This window comes from Moorella sp. E306M, from assembly GCF_006538385.1.
In the GTDB taxonomy this organism is placed as follows: Bacteria; Bacillota; DSM-521; order Neomoorellales; family Neomoorellaceae; genus Neomoorella.
On the sequence record NZ_BJKO01000001.1, the window covers coordinates 946848 to 965810 of the forward strand.

The window sequence follows — 18963 nt, forward strand, 5'->3', positions numbered from 1 at the left end:
GTAAGTAAGAAAATGATTTGGAGGAAATGAAATGGATCAAGCCATCATAAAAATTTCCAGTAAGCGCCAAATAACCATACCTGCCGCCATTTATAAAAAGCTTGGTATCCAGCCGGGACAAAAATTATTGTTGGAAGTACATGGGGATAAGCTTATCATATGGCCCAAAACTAAAAGTTATACTGAATTGCTGGCCGGATCATTAAAGGGTATCTACGGACAAACCAAAGAAGAGATAGACGTCTATGTCGGGAAGGAACGCGAAACATGGGAAAAGACGCCTTCTTAAACAAGATTGCCGGTTTCCAGCGCTTACTCCTCGATACAAGTACCATAATCTATTTTTTGCAGGGTATTAGCCCTTACGATACTATCTTAAATCCTTTATTTGGCCTTTTTGAACAACAAAATCTAGAAGCTGTCATTTCTGTAATTACCGAAACAGAACTCCTGGTTGGGCCTCTAAAGCAAGATAATCAAGAAGCGCTAACTATGGTAAAATTATTCCTGGACGATTTTCCAGGCCTCAAGGTAATCCCTATTTCGCGCCAGATTGGCCAAATGGCTGCAGCCATCCGGGCAAAAACAAACTTGCGTCTTCCTGACGCCCTTATTATTGCCACAGCAAAAACAGCCGGGTGTGGGGCAATTATCGGTAATGATCGTACCTGGTCTAAAATTAATACAGCGGTAGCAACTATACCGGAAGTAATTCTACTTGACCTCTATGTCGATGGTTGATAAAACCTTGTCCTGCCGTTACCGGGATGCGGCAGCTCGCCTCAATTTACCCGGCTTGTAGCCGTAGTTCCAGGATAGCGTCGCGGAGTTCGGCAGCGCGTTCAAAATCCAGTTGTTTGGCAGCAGCGCGCATCTCTTTCTCCAGCTGGCTAATCAGGGATTGCAGCTCCCGTTTACTAAAGTGGCCCTTCTTCTTTTTCTTAGCCTGAGATTGGCTCGCCTGGTACCTGGCCGGCTCCTCGACCACCGCTGTTTCAATAATATCCCGCACCGGTTTGCTGACGGTCCGGGGGGTAATGTCGTGCCGGCGGTTGTACTCAATTTGTATCTGGCGGCGGCGGTTGGTTTCATCTATGGCCCGCCGCATGGAGGCGGTAATGGTATCAGCGTACATGATGACCTGGCCGTTGGCGTTGCGGGCGGCCCGGCCGATGGTCTGGATCAGAGAGCGCTCCGAACGCAGGAAGCCTTCCTTATCGGCATCCAGGATGGCCACCAGGGAAACCTCCGGCAGGTCCAGCCCCTCCCGCAGCAGGTTGATCCCCACCAGGACATCAAAAACCCCCAGGCGCAGGTCACGGATGATCTCCATCCGCTCAATGGCGCCGATATCGGAGTGCATGTAACGCACCTTGATGCCCACTTCGCGCAGGTAATCGGTTAGATCCTCGGCCATGCGCTTGGTCAGGGTCGTCACCAGGACGCGCTCATTTCGGGCCACCCGCTTATTTATCTCGCCCACCAGGTCGTCAATCTGCCCCTTTACAGGCCGCACCAGGACCTCGGGATCCACCAGGCCGGTGGGCCGGATGATCTGCTCCACCACCTGCTGGGAGTGTTCCAGTTCATAGGGACCCGGCGTCGCTGAGACATAAATTACCTGCTTAATGCGCTGGCAGAACTCCTCAAAGGTCAGGGGCCGGTTGTCCAGGGCCGAGGGCAAACGAAAGCCATAATCTACCAGAGTCTGCTTGCGGGAACGGTCGCCTTCATACATACCGCCGATCTGGGGCACGGTGATATGGGACTCATCGATGATCAACAGGAAATCGTCGGGAAAGTAATCCAGCAGGGTATAGGGCGGCTCCCCAGGCGCCCGGCCGGTCAGGTGGCGGGAATAGTTTTCGATGCCTTTACAAAAGCCAACTTCCCGCATCATCTCCAGGTCAAACCGGGTCCGCTGCTCCAGGCGCTGGGCCTCTAAAAGCTTTCCCTGTCGCCGCAGTTCCTGCAGGCGTTCCTCCAGTTCGGCCTCAATGCTTTTTAACGCCCGCTCCATCTTGCTTTCTTCCACCACATAGTGGCTGGCCGGGAAGATGGCCACGTGGCGGCGCCGGGCCAGGATTTCTCCCGTCAGGGTGTCGATTTCCAGCAGGCGTTCGATTTCATCGCCGAACATTTCCACCCGTACGGCCTTTTCATGATAGGAAGCCGGGAAAATCTCTATAACGTCGCCGTGGACGCGGAAAGTACCCCGCTTGAAATCGTAATCGTTGCGGCTGTACTGGATGTCCACCAGCTTCCGCAAAATGGCATCGCGGTCGTATTCCTGGCCCTCCCGTAAGGAAAGCATCAGGGTGCTGTAGTCCTCCGGCGAACCCAGGCCGTAGATACAGGAGACGCTGGCCACAATGATGACGTCCCGCCGCTCAAAAAGGGCGGCGGTAGCCGAGTGGCGCAACTTGTCGATCTCGTCGTTGATGGAGCTGTCCTTTTCGATATAGGTATCCGTCTGGGGTACATAGGCCTCCGGCTGGTAATAGTCATAGTAGCTGACAAAATACTCGACGGCGTTGTCGGGAAAAAACTCCTTGAACTCGCCGCAGAGCTGGGCCGCCAGGGTCTTGTTAGGGGCCAGGACCAGGGTGGGCCGCTGCACGGCCTGGATGACCTGGGCCATGGTGTAGGTCTTGCCGGTACCCGTCGCCCCCAGCAGGGTCTGGTGGCGGTAGCCTTTCTGCAACCCTTCCACCAGGGCGGCAATGGCCTGGGGCTGGTCGCCCCGCGGCTGGTAATCTGACTTCAGGATAAAGGGCGGCATGGCGCTTCCCCCTTCCGGGAGCTATTATAACACAGCGGCCCGGGGTATACTACCCAGGCCGATCATACTGTGTCGAGGGTATATTGTGACAGTCATTTTTAGCGTTCATAAGAAGCTACCAGGATTATCCCTTCCCGGCTCGCTAATTCCGAAGCCGATGGGTGAATCAGGTAGCCGAACATTACTTTTAGTATTTCGCCCTCGAGTGATGCTCGTACCCTGGCCACCTTACGGGCAAAGGCTTTTACTTCCCGGCTGTAGATGCGTGCCTTTACCTCGCCAATCACCGTCACCGGTCGCCCAGCTTTTGTCCCGGAGCCAAAAAGATCGATTTCCACCGGTTCGCCGCCGACGTCTACATATTTCCTGGTAAGCTTATCTATCTTTACACCCTGGTTACGTTCCAGATAACCTGGTAGGCAAACCCTGGCTATATCCTCCAGGCCAAAACCCATAGTAGCGGAAAGGGAACCCACCTGACGCGCCAGCTGCTGCAATTCCGTTTCCGTTCGTTGCTGGGCCTCGGCCAACTCCTCCATCCTTGCCTCGGTGCGCTTCTGCGCTTCGGCCAACTCCTCCATCCTTGCCTCGGTGCGCTTCTGCGCTTCGGCCAGCTCCTCCATCCTTGCCTCGGTGCGCTTCTGCGCTTCGGCCAGCTCCTTTAATCTTACCTCAGTACGGCTCTGGGCCTCGGTCAGCTCCTCTAATTTATATTCGGTACGCTTCTGCGCTTCGGCCAATTCTTTGACTACATCTTTGAGATCATCGAAATCTGCACGGGTAACCTTGATTTCCGCCATGCGCTGATCAACTATAGCTATAATGGCATGGTATAATTCCGGAGTTATACCTCTAAATTCCGTTGCCATCGCGTCTAACCCCCTTTCTTTAACTCGGCAGCCCTCCCCGGCACGCCTTTTTCGTAACAACCGGCGACTCTGTCCATGATAACTCAAATTTCTCCTGCCCTGGTTCTATTATACCTCAACAAATTGCCTTTTTTATCTAATCATACCTACTCACACGACTTTTTATAATACCATTGTTCTGCCCCCGCCGGTAGACGACGGCCGACCCTTATTCAATGCTATATCTACGGTTCATACGTCCACACTAACGGCCATCTCGCTTTCTTAAGCTTCCTCCCCTTCACCCTTCAGCACCCCCAGGGGCTGCAGCCTGACCACCGGCCGGGTCAGGCCGGCTTCCGCCAGGGTAGCGACAACTACATCGATATCTTTATAGGCCAGGGGCGCTTCATCTTTTAAGAATTTAATATCCCGGGCAGCGACAACGACACCGCCGAGCTGGTTCAATAAATCCTCCCGAGAAAATTCCTGCCGGGCTTTTTTCCGGGACATAACCCGACCGGCGCCGTGGTTGACCGAGCAGAAAGTCTTCCCTATTGCGCTGGTCCCTACCACTACATAGGAGGCGGTGCCCATGCTCCCCGGGATAATAGCCGGGTGGCCCGTCGCCAGGTAACAGCGGGGATTACCCTCATGCCCTGCGGGCAGGGCCCGGGTCGCCCCCTTGCGGTGGACTAAAAGCCACCTGGCGCCGTGCTTTTCTCTTTTGGCAATGTTATGGGCCACGTCATAGAGAAGGTCCAGGCCCAGTTCTTCCTCCGGCTTTTTTAAAACTTCAACAAAGGCTTCCCGGACAAAGTGGGTAATGAGCTGGCGATTGGCAAAAGCATAATTGGCAGCCAGGGCCATGGCCTTGAGGTAATTCTGGCCGTCGCGCGAATGGATGGGGGCGCAAGCCAGGCCCTTGACCGGCGCCCGGGTGCCGTTTCGTTCCGCATTGGCCCACATGAGGTTGCTGTAATCGGTGCAAATCTGGTGGCCCAGGCCCCGGCTGCCGGTATGGATTAAAACGTAGAGGCGGTCCTTATAGAGCCCAAACCTGACGGCCGTATCCTCCTCCAGAACGGCCGCCACCTTACCGATTTCCACAAAGTGATTGCCGCCGCCGATGGTGGCCAGCTGGTCGGCCCGCTCCCGCGCCGCCCTGCTCACGGCAGCCACGTCGGCACCCGGGAGGCAACCGCCGTCTTCTATTCTCTCCCTATCTTCCCGGCGGCCAAAACCCTCCTGGATGAAGTACCCGGCACCGTCGGCGGCAACGGCTTCTAAATCGGCCCGACGCAGTTCTTTGACCCGGCTTGCGCACCCCACCCCCGCCGGTACTCTCCGGGCAATCGCCGCCAGCAACCTGGATATTATGTCACCACCTGCAGCCGCGGCCGGGATCCTGGTAGTCAATAAACGCACGCCGCAGTTGATGTCCATTCCCACCGCCCCTGCGGAGACGACGCCGCGCTCATAGTCGGCAGCCATCACCCCGCCGATGGGCAATCCGTAGCCGGTATGGATATCGGGCATGCCGATTACCGGCCCCACTACCCCGGGTAAAAGGGAGGCATTATAAAGCTGCTCGAGGGCTTCAGTTTCCGTAAAGGCGGATAGGAGTTTTTCATTCAGGTAAATATGAATCGCTACCGGGCTGTCTTCCCAGCGATATACATAACAATTTAGAGCTACTCTTTTGAGCTTTTCCTTCATGGTAACCTTCACCACTGGCCATACTGCACTGCTCCCGGCTAACCGACCTCACGACTATCCCGGTACTTTATTCGACTACCTGAATACCTAAAACGCTCTGCATCTGTTCCAGGGCAAATCCATGCGCGGCAGGGTCGAAGGAGGCCATGCCCCGAGCAAAGGCTTTAACAGGGATATCGCGATTGGCCAGTTCTTCCGCCGTAAAGAAGCAGCATATGTTAGTACACACGCCCACCAGATCGACCTGGCTCACCTTTTCCTTAAAGCTGCCCGTCACCAGCCCCAACCAGGCGTCTAAATCCGTGTTAAAGAAAGCGCTATAGCGGTTCTTCTTGAGCAATTTAATCTGCCCTGTCTTCTCATAAGGGGCAATTAGCGCCTGTAACTCAGGAATCAGGGCCTGGCCGGGGGTTCCTTCTAAACAATGGGGCGGGAATTTTTGAAATTCGGCATCACCGGGGACATGGGAGTCCAGGGTAAAAAGCACTTCCCGGCCCTGGGACAGGGCTTCTTTCACTTTGCCTGTTATGAAAGGTATTATTTCCCTGGCAGCGGGAAAACTTAAAGCCCCACCTTCGGCGACAAAATCATTCTGCATATCGATGACAAAAAGGATGCGGCGCATATCAGTTTTCCTCCTCCCTGTTCCGGTTATAAAAAAGGGGCACCTTCTCAATTATAACATGTGCCCCCTGGGAAGTCTTTTTTCTTCCAACTCCGTTATCTGACCTGCCACCGGTCAGTAGTTTTCGAGATGCTGTCCGTTATATGACCTATTTCTCCAGCACCTCCAGCGCCTTCTGCAACTGTACATCCCGCTCCAGGTCAGGAGCGTGGGCCAGGACCTGCTGTTCCAGCTGGGGGTCCATGGGTACTACGTAATCAGGGGTAATCCCCTTCTTATTTATATCATGCTTGCCCGGTGTCAGGTATTTGTGAGTAGTTATCTTCACCGCGGCACCGCCGGGTAAGGGGAAGATCGTCTGTACTATACCTTTACCAAAAGTCGTCTCGCCCACCAGGGTGCCGCTGCCCGTATCCTTGATGGCTCCGGCCACAATCTCCGCCGCGCTAGCGCTGCCTTTATTCACCAGGACCGCCAGGGGCAGGGGTTTAGCATACCCCCGGGCCATAAGAGCCTCGGTATTTTTCTGGTCGGCGATATAAACCACCGGCCCCTCAGCCACAAAATAGCTGGCTACGTCGACGGCAGCGGGCAGGGCGCCGCCGGGGTTATTGCGCAAATCCAGAACTAACTTCTGCATCCCCTGCCGGCGCAGCTCGTCCAGCTGCCGCCCCAGGTCGCCGGCCGTCTGTTCATTGAACATGGTCAGGCTGATATAACCAATGCTGGGATGGCCGGGAAGTATTTTGCCATCCACCGTCGGTACCTTGATAATCTCCCGGGTCAGGGTTACCTTGCGGGGATTAGTCTCGCCTGCTGAAAGGATAGTGAGTTCTACCTTGGTACCCGGTTGTCCCTGCATCAGGTTGGCGGCCGTCTCCAGGTCCATACCGGTAGTATCGCGGCCGTCGATTGCTATGATATAATCCCGGCTTTTAATCCCCGCCCGCTGGGCCGGCGTACCCTTAAAAGGAGAAACCACCATCAACCTCTTATCTTTCTCATCCAGGGTGATAAGAAGGCCGACGCCGCCGTAACTGCCGCTAACGCTTTCCTGGAGGTGCCGGTAGGTATTAGCGTCAAGATATGTAGAATAAGGGTCATCAAGGGCATCCACCATGCCCCTGATGGCCCCTTCCATAAGCTTGTCCGTATTGATGGGCTCCAAGGCCTGGAAGCGCAGCAAGGTATAGGTCTTAACCAGCTGCTGAACTTCCTGGAAGTGGGTGACCACTCCAAACCCCAGGGTCAAGGTGACAAGGACACAGAGAGTCACTAACCCGCTCTTTACCTGCCGCCAAATCCTTGGCAAGCCAACCACCGCCTGCTTTTTAACTTTACTTTAATCCTCACCCAATTATATGTAAGAAGAGTAAGGATTAGTAATAATTCATGGGGTTGGTGGGCTCACCCTGGAGGAGGACCATAAAGTGGAGATGGGGGCCTGTACTCCAACCCGTTGAACCTACCCTGCCAATCACCTGGCCTTTCTTTACCTCCTGGCCATCCCGGACCAGAATTGCCGACAGGTGGGCGTACATGGTGGACAACCCCCCGCCATGATCGATGACAATGTGATTGCCGTATCCCCCCAGGTAGCCGGTAGATATGACCTGGCCGTCTAACGGGGCAATGATCTCCGTACCCGCAGGAGCCGGGAGGTCAACGCCGTCGTGGAAGCGCCTGGTCTTCAGCAGGGGATGGATGCGCCAGCCAAAGGGAGAAGAAATTGCCGTATAACCCGGCAGCGGCCAGAGCATACCCTTAGTGCCCTCGGGTGATAGCTGGCGCTTGCTTTTGGCTTGCTCAGCCCGAATTTTGGCGGCAATCTGGCGGGCCAGGGCTTCCATTTCATCCAGAGCCGCGGCGACTCGCTTTTTCTCCGCCTCGACCTGGGCCAGAAGCTGCCGCCGGCTTTCCTGGCGGGAAGCCAGCTGCACCCGTTCACCGTCAGCCTGGCGCCGTAGCTGGGCAATCTTATCCCGCTCGGCTTCCAGCTCCGCCTTTCGGGCGGCAATCTTTTCCTTTTCAGCCTTGATTTCCTGAACGAGCTTTATATCACCCTGGGCAATCTTGGACAGGAGTTCCATGCGCACCAGGAAATCTTCCAGGCTGGTGGAATGGAGGAGGACTTCCAGGTAATTTACCTGGCCAACCTGGTAAATATCCTTGAGGCGTCTCCGCAATATATCCATGCGTTTTTCCTGGGCCGCTTCCGCCTGCTGGAGCTCAGCCGTCACTTTACGGACTTTTTCTTGGGCTGCCGCCAGTTCCCGGTCCAGCCTGGCTATCTGAGCCTCCTTTTCCTTGATCTCCTGTTCCAATTGCTGTAGCTGCCGGAGGAGGGCTTCCCCTTCATCATTCTTTTGCTCCAGGAGCTTTTGCTTTTCCTCGATATTCTGCTGGATTTGCTGCTGCTGCTTTTTCAGTTCATCCAGGGTAGCACCGTAGGCTGGTAGCATACCCAGGGCAAAAAACGCCAGCATCAACCAGGCCGTAATTTTATTGCGCATGGCTTCACCTCCCTTCTGCGCTTGATCAGGCTTTCAGGAAACGCCTGATGGATAGAAGGCTGCCCAGGGCACCTACCAGGGCACCCCCGGCCACCAGGCTTAAAACGCTGTTTAATAACAGTCCCCGGTCATTAAGGAGGGGTATGAAAACCAGGGCCGCCCCCGCCCTGGTTAAGAGCAAGTTGTAACCGGTATAAACAGTCAGGGCCGCACACCCTGAACCCGCCAGCCCTAAAAAAAGGCCTTCCAGGAAAAAGGGCCAGCGAATAAACCAGTCGGTAGCGCCTACATACTTCATGATGCTGATTTCCCGCCGGCGGGAGTAAACTGTCAGGCGGATGGTGAGGATTATCAGGAAGAGGGCCCCCAGTCCCAGAACGAGGACAATACCCGCTCCCAGCCAGCGCAGCCAGCGTACCACCGCAAAAAGGCGTTCGACAACCTCCTGGCCGTAATTTACCTTTTCTACCCCCGGCAAGGTTGCAATGATCCGCGCCGCTTCGTGAATGGTTTCCGGGTCGTCCACCCGGACCCGTAAATAGTCGGGCAGAGGGTTGACGCCACCGGTAGCTTCCAGCAGCTCCTCCTGCCCACCAAATTGCTGGCTCAATTGCTTTAAACCCTCTTCTTTTGGTACCAGGGTTACCTCCCTCACACCGGGTATGGTCTTAACCTGGTCCCGGATCTGGTAAGCTTCCTGGCGGGGGGTATCAACCTGGAGAAAAGCGGCGATTTCAACATTGGATTGGAGGCTAGAGGCAATATAATTGACATTAAAAACCAGGAGCAAAAAGGCTCCCAGGAGAAACATAGAAATAGCTACGCTGGCTACTGCCGCCAGGCTCATCCAGAAATTGCGCCACAAAGATATACCGGCCTGTTTAAAGAAATAACCGGCCGTTCTAAGCTTCATAACCGTAGGCCCCCTCCCGGTCGTCCCGTACCAGCCGGCCCTGTTGCAGGGCAATAACCCGCTTGCGCATGCTGTTGACAATATCCCAGGCATGGGTGGCCATAATCACGGTAGTCCCCTGGTAATTTATCTCTTCAAGGAGCTTCATTATCTCCCTGGACGTTGCCGGGTCAAGGTTGCCGGTAGGTTCATCGGCCACCAGGATGCGAGGATTGTTGACGATGGCCCGGGCGATAGCCGCTCGCTGCTGCTCGCCGCCGGACAGCTGGTGGGGAAACATCCGCGCCCGGTGGCTCAGGCCCACCCGTTCCAGGGCCTTTTCGACCCGCGGTTTAATTTCCCGGGGAGAAACTTCGATTACGCGTAAGGCGAAGGCTACGTTTTCAAAAACAGTCCATTCGGGTAGTAAGCGGAAATCCTGGAAAACGATGCCGATATTGCGCCGCAAAAAGGGCACTTCACTCCTTTTCAGGCGGGCAATACTCCGGCCGCCAATGAGAATCTGCCCCCTGGTGGGCGTTTCTTCCCGGAAAAGGAGGCGGATAAAGGTCGTCTTCCCGGCCCCGCTGGGTCCTACCAGAAAGACAAATTCGCCTTTATCTATCTTCACGCTGAGGTCATCGAGAGCGGTAATATTTGGCGGGTAAACTTTGGTGACATTATAAAACTGGATGAAACTCAAACCTGCACCTCCAGGGGAAAAAGAAAAACAACCACATGGGTTGTTTTCGACACAACTAGCAAAAATCCTTTTGGTTGGTGGTTATTGTTATAATTTGTCTGGCACTATAATAAGTTAGGTGCCCGGCACTCCAATCGACACCGTCCACCAGGACTACTGAAGGGACTTATTGATACCTTCCCGGATGATGTCCCCGGCTTCTTCCAGTGTGTTGGCGGCAAATAATTCCTCCATGACGCTGTCCAGCACTTCCAGGCTGGTCATCTCCCGGACTTTCTGCTCCAGGCCGGCTGATGCATCGCCAAACCTCCTCTTGAGGTATTTGCAGATGGCATCCTGTGTTGCTTCAACCTTGCCCCTCGCCTCGCCTTCAGCCCTGCCTTCAGCCCTGCCTTTAATTAACCCGCGCATCTCTGCCTGCTGTTGCATCTCTTCAAGGGTTATTTCCAGGTTCGTAATCATCTTTTCCACCTCCCACGGATTGACTTCGCCAATAATCCTGTCAACCTTTTCCTGTACCGGCTCCGGCAGCCTGGCTTTGAATACATGGGAAAGCCAGGTGGCAAATTGCCTGAATTCATCCCGGCCCAGGTTCTTCAGCCCGCCGGCCAGCTTCCGCAGCCGCCTGATCAATTCTCCCGCGTCCATCTTCTGGTCCAGCGCAAATATGCTGGCAACCAGGTTGGCCGCCTGGTAAAGTTCTTCTACATCGTACCTGTTTATGTCAAATAGGATGTACCGGAAGTCTAATACGTGCTCCTCAAATTGCCGGTACCCGGCCAGTATTTCTTTGAAGTGCAGGGCGGCGGTCCAGTTGTTCGCCCCGTTGTACAGTACCGCCGGGACGACGGCGGGCAGCCGGAATCCCTTGCGCTCCCGCTCGCCCTCCGGCGTGTTGTTGTAAATGTCCCGCCATATCTCTACCATGTACAGCAGCAGCCGGAAGGGCATCAGGTAGTCCACCGTGGACTGCAGTTCCAGCAGAACATAGAATATCACGTCGTTACCTTTCGTCTTCAGACGGTAGACGATATCTGCTTCTTTCTCGCTAAAGTCCTGCAGAATGTAGGATTTCTCCACCCGTACCAGGCTATCTTCATCTATGTCTTTCGTCCATTCCTCATGGACAAAGGTTTTGAGCAATTCCAGAAATGCCCGCTTGCTGGAGAATAGCTGCTTGTATCCTTTGTCGTGGGAATGGTGGGGCTCTCTTTTATCCGGCACGAGTTCATCCTCCTGTAGCTGTATTATACCACATCCAGCAGGGGATTGACATGAAGCGGAACTGAACCGTGTACCGCCGGTGAAAAGAAAAAGCCCACCGGCGCGGGGCCGGAGGCGCTCGATAAGTTAATAAGTTAGGTGCCCGGCACTACCTTTATAATTGTGGTATACGCCGAGTTCGACAGTTGCCAGGTGAACAATAAGCGCAACAGCTTGTTGCGCAAGGGTTTCAAGGATTTGGTTTTTCACAACGCTATTAGAGAGGATCTTCGACACTATAGGGGTCTAGAAGAGTATCATGCTGAGCAAACCCGCTATTACCAAAGAAAGAATGATTCTCTCGATCATGATGAGCACAATGCTACTCATTGAAAGCTTCACATCGGTAGACACCACGATAGGGATGGTTCCGGCAAAAAACAGGATGGTCGATATGGATACCACACCTACGGTATACTTTGCTGCAAGGGGAGCACCGGCTGCGGCGACAATGGAGTTAGGAATGAACATTTCAGCCATGGCAATGGTGCATGCCTTGGAAACCAGAAGCGGTTCTGGTAAGCGCAACGTTGCGGCAAAGGGGTAAAAGATGTAACCCAGGAAATCGAACACGGGTGTCATTTTGGCCAGCACCAAGGCAATCAACCCTACCGGCAATGCAACCGGAAGGAAACGCATGGCCATGACAACAGCGTCCTTGAAGTTGAGCCCTATATGGCGCCACAGATTGCCAGCTGTGGCTGCCTGCTTTATACCCCGGTATAGCGCAGCTCGCCATAAATTATCACTTACCCATTCTTCCGGGGAGGGCTTGCCTATATACGCATCCGGAAGAGTACTTAAAGGATAAATACGCGCTGTTATTGCTGTTACCGCATAGGTCACCAAAAGGGAAGTCCAGAAAAAGGTGTTCCATAACTGCATCAAACCGATGGTCTTGGCTACGATAACCATAAACGTCACCGAAACCGTAGAGAAACCAGTGATAATGACGGCAGCCTCTCTAATGGTATATTTTCCTTCTTTAAGGAGCCGGTTGGTCAGAAACATGGCTATAGAGAAACTACCGACGAACGAAGTTACGGCATCTATTGCGGCCCTACCCGGTAAACGCCACACAGTACGCATAACCGGGCACATCAGAGTGCCTACTGCCTCCAGCAAGCCATAATTAATGATAAAAGTTAGCAACGCGCCTCCTATTGGAACTATGAAACCCAGCGGTATACATATCTTTTTAAAGAGGAAGGGTAGCATGTCAGGCTGTAACAGACGGGCAGGACCGATCTCAAAGTAGGCCATCAGCCCCAGGGGTATGCCACATAATTTGATAAACGAAAACACCGTGTCGGCCGTACTGCGCCTCCATGTTCCACTATAAAAAGGTTGAATTGCCCCAGCGACGATTAGAGCCAGTGCGGCAAGTGGTGCAATACCGGGCAGAAGCCTGATTATACCCGTCACCAGGTGGTCCAGGGTAATCGAATTGGCGCCCCGAAAATTAAATGGAACGAAGAACAGGAAAATCCCGAACAGGTTAAATAGAAGGAACCTCACTACATTTGGCCAGGACATTACATCATCTTCATGTAATTGCTGCTTTGCTTCGGCTTTAAAGGCAGGTGTGGCGCTCACTCCCGCACAACCTCCTAATTCCGATCTAGTATATCCGTTAGAAATTACATGTATAATTACTATCTTAGAGGTTTTGCGAACTCCTTCACTAACTTGGCCAAGTAAAACCGGACGGAGGACATACGGTCCCACGCCCGGTCATAGTTGCAAGTCACTACTAAGCGTTAGTCTTCGCGGGGGGCTTAGCAAAGAAAATTGCTACGATCGCCAGCAGACTGATCAGTATGTGGATGGTAAAGGCCGGTGTGTAACTCTTGTATGCATCGTAGAGATTGCCGGCTATTAACCCGGACCATACGGCGATAATGTGGCTTATGGTCAGGAGGGTTCCGTTAAGCTTTGGGAATGCCGCCGGACCGAAGTAATTGCCGATCATGGTGGATTGAGTAACGTAATTCCACCCAAAACCTACACCCAGGAGGATCGCCGCTGCTATTGCCAAAGGTAGCTGGGAGGCACCTATGGCTATATAGGAACCCACCAGAGTAGAGCAGGTGCCGATGATAAAGACGTACCGGGCCGGCAAGTAGTCTACCAGAACTCCACCGAGAAGCCTGCCGCCGATGCTGGCAAGGGTGAACAATCCCATGGCCCAGGCAGCGCTGGCGGGCGAAATCCCCAGGCCTTTGAGATGAAGAACCCAGTGGGCGGTCATGAAAAAGAAAGGATAGAAGGTGCCTAAAGCCGCCACGACAATGAGCCAGTAGGAAGCCGTTCTGTAGGCTTCTTCGGGTTTCCATTGGTAGGTGGTGTGCAGGCCGGATTTCACAGTGGATGAATCTTCGATCATTCCGTCCGGAACCTGCCCCATATCCTCAGGCCGCTCCCGTACCAAAAGGTAAGCTATCAGGCCCGCTACCACGGCTATTCCTGCGATGAACAGCCAGGCAGTCCTCCAGTTGCCGCCGGTGGCCGCAATGAACCTGTTGACCAGAGGGGAAGCAATAAAACCGCCAAACCCGGACGCTGTCATGGCGATGCCCATGGCCCGGCCACGATAGCGCTTGAACCAGCTGGTTATACAGGTGGTAATGGGCATTATGGTGCTGAAACCTATTCCTGCTCCTATAATACCACCGAAAGCTATCAGATAATGCCAGGGCTGCTTGACCAGGAAAGACATAGATAAGCCGCCTAATAGGATAAGTGCAGAACCTACCATAAAGGTATAACGGGCGCCGATGGCGCTTACACACGCCGCGACAATAAAGGCAGGAACGCCGACAAAGATATTAAGAAGTGTAAAAGCAAAACCATAAGTGCCCCTGCTCATCTGGATCTCCTGCAGCATATAGCTGTTAATGATGGAGCCGCCGTACAGGGGGAACCCCATGTTTAGAAGATAGATAACCCACAGCACTGCTACAAGAGTCCACCCGTAAAACTTCCTGTTTTCACTCATGTTATTCGTCTGCCCCTCCCTTTCTTAATTAAAGTCCTTAGATATCACGCTGCCTACCTACTGCCATCTTGGATAAATCTTAGGCCGGGACCTTCACCTCCTCAAGCTAACTTTGAAATATAAGGCATTAACCAAATCTATACTGTACCCCGAAAGTAGCCCTGGGGTAGTTCCAGCTCGCGATCCCCTTATTTTTGCACATGACCCGGCACGTACCGCACTCAAGGCAGCCTGCGTGATCGAAGCTTACCTCCCCCTCTTGCTCTAGCCGATAGAGGCCTGCAGGACATACCACCAGGCAAGGCTTATCCTGACACGTCCTGCACTTGGACTTATCAAGCCTTATGTGAGGCTCTTTTTCATCCACGTTAAACTTGTTTATGCTTAGCAGTTCAGGAGTATCCATGGCACGAATAGACATCAGATCCTGATCCCCCTGTAGACATCCTTTAGAAGTTGCCATAAGCTCAGGTTAGCCGTACGGAGGGTACCTTTAACCACCTCCAGCAAGCGCGGAGGCACTTCACCGTCTACTGCGAACAAGCGCATAAAAAGCTCTACCGCCATCTGCGGGTATCGTTCATACAGGCGCGGTATGTCAAGCAGGTCCACGTAGCCTCGCACGGCCCTCATGGCCGGCAGGACCTTTAGCTTCTCTAACTCCGAGACATAAGCATCGCCCACTCTGGCCGGCTCGGCCTCAGATAGAACCGCCCTGGCAGCGGCAATACCGCTCAATATGGCCAGGTCCATGCCCCTGATAGTGTAACCGAGGTTGATGACGAAACCGGCGCTGTCTCCTATCAGCAGCATGCCGGTGCGAGAAAGTTTACCGGGAACCCCGCGGATGCCGGCTTCGCTAACCAGGTGAGCAGAGTACTCAACCGTCTCGCCGCCTTCGATAAGCGGATATACGGCAGGGTGCATTTTGAGCTCCTGCAGCAGCCGGTGGACGGGCTTACCCTTGCGGGCCACATCTTCGGGGGAAGCTACGCACCCTAATGATACGCTTTCCCTGTTGGTATAAAGGAAGGCTCCTCCCTTAGCCCCTCCGGTACAGCCGAGGATCAACAGGGCAGCTCCCTCATCCTCGCAGACCCGAAAACGCTCTTTTATAACGTTCGGCGGTAGCGCAATTACCTCTTTGACCCCTACCGCAACGTTGTGGGGGGGGATCTCATCAATTAGCCCAGCCTTCTGGGCCAGAAGAGAATTGACCCCATCCGCTGCCACAACTACGTCTGCGTAAACCTCGTCCTCTCCGGCCCTGACGCCCACTACCCGGCCGTTTTCCTCGAGCACGTCGTCCACTCTAATACCACAAGCCAGAATAGCTCCTGCCTCTTCCGCTTTAGAGGCCATCCAACCATCGAGGGTGGCCCGCAGGACAGTGTACGAATTTGGATGAGAAGCTCCTTCACGATTGAATGAAGGATCCTGGTAGGATAGGTTTACGGAGCGGTCACCTGACATGACCATAATCTCTTCGCGGGTTACCTTACGCTCCACCCCACCAGTTACATCAAATTCTTCTCCCAACTCCTTCAGTGCGTGACCATACAGCCTGCCGCCACTAACGTTCTTGGCGCCGGCCGCATCCCCACGCTCCACCAGGAGTACCGCCTTGCCCTCACGGGCCAGAACGTAAGCGCAGGCACTGCCTGCCGGTCCTGCGCCTACGACTATGGCATCAAATTTTTCAGCACTGCTCAATACAATCTCTCCCCTACACGATTTCAGCAATTCTTAAGTGCTTCAATCAGAGCAGGAACTACTTCATACAGATCACCGACGATACCGTAGTCTGCAGCCTTAAATATCGGTGCGTTTTCGTTAAGGTCGATGGCAGCAATGACACGGGAGTCGCGGATACCCACGACGTGCTGAACCTGGCCGGACACGCCTATGGACAGATACAAACGCGGTTTCACCGTTGCCCCGGAAATGCCGATGTATACGTCCGTCGGCAGCCAATTGCGCTCTTCGGCTACACTCCTGGAGCAACCGACTTCCGCACCGATAACTGCTGCCAGGTCAAAAGCCAGCTTCAGGTCTTCCTTCTTTGCGAACCCCATGCCAGCGCACACAATCTTTTCCGCACTACCGAGGTCGGCGCCCTGTTTTTCCACCGATGCGCGCTCTAGAAGAACGGTCCGCTCATCCGGCTGCGCTTCAAGGGTTACCACTTCCGCGCCTGCTCCGGAGGTAGCTGCCGGCTCAAATTTGCCAGCAGGTACGGTGACGACAGCCGGTAACTTAACTCTCTCCTGCTGCACCACGGCTCCACCATAGGCAGGTCGTTCGGTTACCAGCTCCTTTTCCTCGCACACCAACTTCGAGACATCACTGACGAGGGGCCATTCGAGGTAGCCGGCCACTCTAGCCGCCATCTCCCGACCCCTGACAGTGCTGCCTACAATAAAGCCTTCAGCCCCTTCCCGTTCAAGAACGCCGGCTACCGCCTTCGCGTAAGCTTCCGGAAGGTTTTGCCCGCATTCGATCAATAGCACCCTTTCGGCACCCCGGGCAGCGTATTCCTGCGCCGCAGCCGCATCGAAGGCCAGAGCTACAGCTCTCTTACCCGAACCGCGGCAGAATCCTATAAGCTCAATTGCTATCGCAGTCTTATCGGAATAAACCACAAAGGTTCCCGCCATGTTAGATAACCCCTTCCTTCTTGAGGTAGGTAACAAATTCCTTAACCCTGGTTGCAACGTCTCCATCTTTCAAGATGACGTTCTTGCGGTCCATTACGTAGGCAAGTACACCGGTCACGCTCGTCCCTGGCTGTAGTTCCTCCTCTTTCAGGCCCAGGCTTTGGAGTGTAAACTCCTGGGATGGCTTTTTGCCGGCAGCCAGGACCGCTTTTAAGGTGGGAACCGGAGCTTCGTTGATCTCGGGTAGAACGCTTATCACTGCCGGCAGGCTAACCTTTACCTTTTCTATGCAATCCTCAAGCTTGCGCGTTGCTATCAATTGTTCGCCGTCTATCTCCATATCGCACACCGCCGTAACCACCGGCAAGTCCAGCAACGCGCCCAGGCGCGGACCGACCTGACGGGCGTAAGTATCGCTCGCGCCCTCACCGCACACGATCAAGCTGTAGTCGCCAATTTTTTCAGCGGCAGCCGCCAGGACTCTGGCCGTCAACAGCCCGTCGGCCGTACCAGCTGCCGGGTGACCGATCCAGTACACGGCCTCAAGGCCCCGAGACAGAGCATCCTTCAAGGACTGCTTGGCTTCGGTCCCCCCAAAGGTCAAGCCCACCGGACTGGCTCCAAGTTTGGCCGCCGCTCTTATACCCGCCTCTATAGCGTTCTTGTCATATTCACTGATCTTGCGCTGAGCTCTGCTGGTATCGACACTGCGATCCGGGTTCATGCGAATATCTTTCTCATCGATTACCCACTTGTAACAGACAATAACATTGGCCATGTTATTCCCTCCAAAATAACGACTTTACCTTAAATCATGACGCTTCCGGCCACGATACGCTCCGGCTGTTCCATAAGGGTGTCTGAAATTAACACCCCTTTGACATCCCGGAAAAACCTCTCTACCGGAAGTTCCTGGCTGTAACCGTACCCACCGTGGACCTGAATGGCATCGATGCTGGCGGCCTGACCCACTTTGGCGGCGAGCATATGCACCATTGCTGCCTCCGCCTCAAAAGGCTCGCCCTTGTCCACCAGTTCGGCGGTGCTGTACACGGCCAGCCGCACCAAATTCAGGTTTGTCGCCATATCGGCTATCATCTTCTGGATGGCCGGGAACCTGCCGATGGGCTGCCCGAACTGGACGCGCTGCCCGGTGTACTTAACCGACTCAGATAGGGCGGCTTCCATGATACCGGCTGCCTGAGCCCCTGCCGCAATTCTCTTGATGGCAAGGATTTCCTTGACCATCTCCGCAGCCCCGTTCTCTGGTCCGAGGAGCCGGTCTGGTGTTACCATAACGCCCTCAAAGGCGATCTCTGCCGTTTGGCATCCTTTCAAGCCCATGGTTTCCACCTGCCGGACGACCCGCAAACCGGGTGCTTTCCCGTCCACAACAAAAGCGCTCATGCCTGCGGGGCCCTTCTCGGATAAGGTCTGGGCTACAACCACGTAGTAGTCGGCCACTCCACCGTTGGCTACGAAGTACTTTGTTCCCTCTAGAACAAAGCCGTCCGCAGTCTTGCGCGCCGTCAACCGGCGCTCACCGCAGCCCGGAGCAGCACCGGACTCGTAGAGGGCGAAGGCACCAAGTTTTTCCCCACTGCACATGGCCGGAAGAAACGATTCTTTCTGTCCGGCTGTTCCCCAGCGAAATATGGCGTAGGTCGCAACGCTATGATTGACGAGGATGGCGCCTACAGACGCGCTAGCCCTCGAAATCTGCTCCACGGCTAGAACGAAGCTGAGGAACCCCGCCTCCGCCCCGCCGTACTCCTGGGTGAACGGAAGCCCAAAGAAATCATGCTCGGCCATCTTCTTTACCAGCTCCCGGGGATGCGTCCCATCCCGGTCGATGGCCTGTGCTTCGGCTTCCACGTACCTTTCGGCAAACTCTTTGGCATTCTGTTGGATGAGGATGTGCTCTTCACTTAGCGGGTATCGCACGTTTACTACCTCCTTTGGC

Annotated in this window: 17 protein-coding genes; 2 read left to right on the forward strand and 15 right to left on the reverse strand. The window is 54.3% G+C overall.

Going from position 1 to position 18963, the window contains the following annotated elements:
• The first annotated feature begins 31 nt into the window (after nucleotides 1-31).
• Nucleotides 32-289, forward strand: coding sequence for an AbrB/MazE/SpoVT family DNA-binding domain-containing protein (locus FLZ89_RS05065; protein ID WP_141263820.1), 258 nt, complete (start codon nucleotides 32-34; stop codon nucleotides 287-289).
• Nucleotides 268-741: a type II toxin-antitoxin system VapC family toxin gene (locus FLZ89_RS05070; RefSeq protein WP_141263819.1), complete on the forward strand. Its 474-nt coding sequence runs from the start codon at nucleotides 268-270 to the stop codon at nucleotides 739-741. The genes FLZ89_RS05065 and FLZ89_RS05070 overlap by 22 nt, the downstream gene beginning before the upstream one ends.
• Nucleotides 742-787: 46 nt before the next feature.
• On the opposite strand, the gene uvrB is transcribed toward FLZ89_RS05070, so the two are convergent.
• The 15 genes from uvrB to FLZ89_RS05150 form a co-directional block, all read right to left on the reverse strand.
• Nucleotides 788-2782: an excinuclease ABC subunit UvrB gene (gene uvrB, locus FLZ89_RS05075; RefSeq protein WP_141263818.1), complete on the reverse strand. Its 1995-nt coding sequence runs from the start codon at nucleotides 2780-2782 to the stop codon at nucleotides 788-790.
• A 98-nt stretch (nucleotides 2783-2880) separates the two neighbouring features.
• Nucleotides 2881-3651 (reverse strand): hypothetical protein, encoded by a 771-nt coding sequence (locus FLZ89_RS05080; RefSeq protein WP_141304549.1) that lies wholly within the window; start codon nucleotides 3649-3651, stop codon nucleotides 2881-2883.
• A 264-nt stretch (nucleotides 3652-3915) separates the two neighbouring features.
• Nucleotides 3916-5349, reverse strand: coding sequence for an RtcB family protein (locus FLZ89_RS05085; protein ID WP_141264108.1), 1434 nt, complete (start codon nucleotides 5347-5349; stop codon nucleotides 3916-3918).
• A gap of 67 nt (nucleotides 5350-5416) precedes the next feature.
• Entirely contained in the window at nucleotides 5417-5974 is a 558-nt protein-coding gene (locus FLZ89_RS05090; RefSeq protein WP_141263816.1) for a cysteine hydrolase family protein, read from the reverse strand.
• Nucleotides 5975-6122: 148 nt separating this feature from the next.
• The gene (locus FLZ89_RS05095) at nucleotides 6123-7295 is read right to left on the reverse strand and encodes a S41 family peptidase (protein ID WP_428846041.1); all 1173 of its coding nucleotides are present in this window, start codon (nucleotides 7293-7295) and stop codon (nucleotides 6123-6125) included.
• 58 nt (nucleotides 7296-7353) lie between these two features.
• On the reverse strand, nucleotides 7354-8487 hold the full coding sequence (locus tag FLZ89_RS05100; protein ID WP_141263814.1) for a murein hydrolase activator EnvC family protein: 1134 nt from the start codon (nucleotides 8485-8487) through the stop codon (nucleotides 7354-7356).
• Between the two features lie 25 nt (nucleotides 8488-8512).
• Nucleotides 8513-9400 carry a permease-like cell division protein FtsX gene (gene ftsX, locus FLZ89_RS05105; protein WP_141304551.1) on the reverse strand — a complete coding sequence of 296 codons (888 nt, stop codon included), beginning with the start codon at nucleotides 9398-9400 and terminating at the stop codon, nucleotides 8513-8515.
• Entirely contained in the window at nucleotides 9390-10082 is a 693-nt protein-coding gene (ftsE, locus tag FLZ89_RS05110) for a cell division ATP-binding protein FtsE (RefSeq protein ID WP_216363844.1), read from the reverse strand. The genes ftsX and ftsE overlap by 11 nt, the downstream gene beginning before the upstream one ends.
• 153 nt (nucleotides 10083-10235) lie before the next feature.
• Nucleotides 10236-11306 carry an Rpn family recombination-promoting nuclease/putative transposase gene (locus tag FLZ89_RS05115; protein ID WP_141304552.1) on the reverse strand — a complete coding sequence of 357 codons (1071 nt, stop codon included), beginning with the start codon at nucleotides 11304-11306 and terminating at the stop codon, nucleotides 10236-10238.
• A 285-nt stretch (nucleotides 11307-11591) separates the two neighbouring features.
• Nucleotides 11592-12941, reverse strand: coding sequence for a YjiH family protein (locus tag FLZ89_RS05120; protein WP_216363845.1), 1350 nt, complete (start codon nucleotides 12939-12941; stop codon nucleotides 11592-11594).
• A gap of 157 nt (nucleotides 12942-13098) precedes the next feature.
• The gene (locus FLZ89_RS05125; protein ID WP_141304553.1) at nucleotides 13099-14343 is read right to left on the reverse strand and encodes a CynX/NimT family MFS transporter; all 1245 of its coding nucleotides are present in this window, start codon (nucleotides 14341-14343) and stop codon (nucleotides 13099-13101) included.
• A gap of 420 nt (nucleotides 14344-14763) precedes the next feature.
• Nucleotides 14764-16056, reverse strand: coding sequence for an FAD-dependent oxidoreductase (locus FLZ89_RS05135; protein ID WP_141304554.1), 1293 nt, complete (start codon nucleotides 16054-16056; stop codon nucleotides 14764-14766).
• A gap of 23 nt (nucleotides 16057-16079) precedes the next feature.
• A complete protein-coding gene (locus tag FLZ89_RS05140) occupies nucleotides 16080-17000 on the reverse strand; it encodes an electron transfer flavoprotein subunit alpha/FixB family protein (protein ID WP_172613451.1) in 921 nt (306 codons plus the stop codon).
• A 1-nt stretch (nucleotide 17001) separates the two neighbouring features.
• Nucleotides 17002-17778: an electron transfer flavoprotein subunit beta/FixA family protein gene (locus FLZ89_RS05145; RefSeq protein WP_141263807.1), complete on the reverse strand. Its 777-nt coding sequence runs from the start codon at nucleotides 17776-17778 to the stop codon at nucleotides 17002-17004.
• A gap of 29 nt (nucleotides 17779-17807) precedes the next feature.
• A complete protein-coding gene (locus FLZ89_RS05150) occupies nucleotides 17808-18944 on the reverse strand; it encodes an acyl-CoA dehydrogenase family protein (protein WP_141304556.1) in 1137 nt (378 codons plus the stop codon).
• Between the last annotated feature and the right edge of the window lie 19 nt (nucleotides 18945-18963).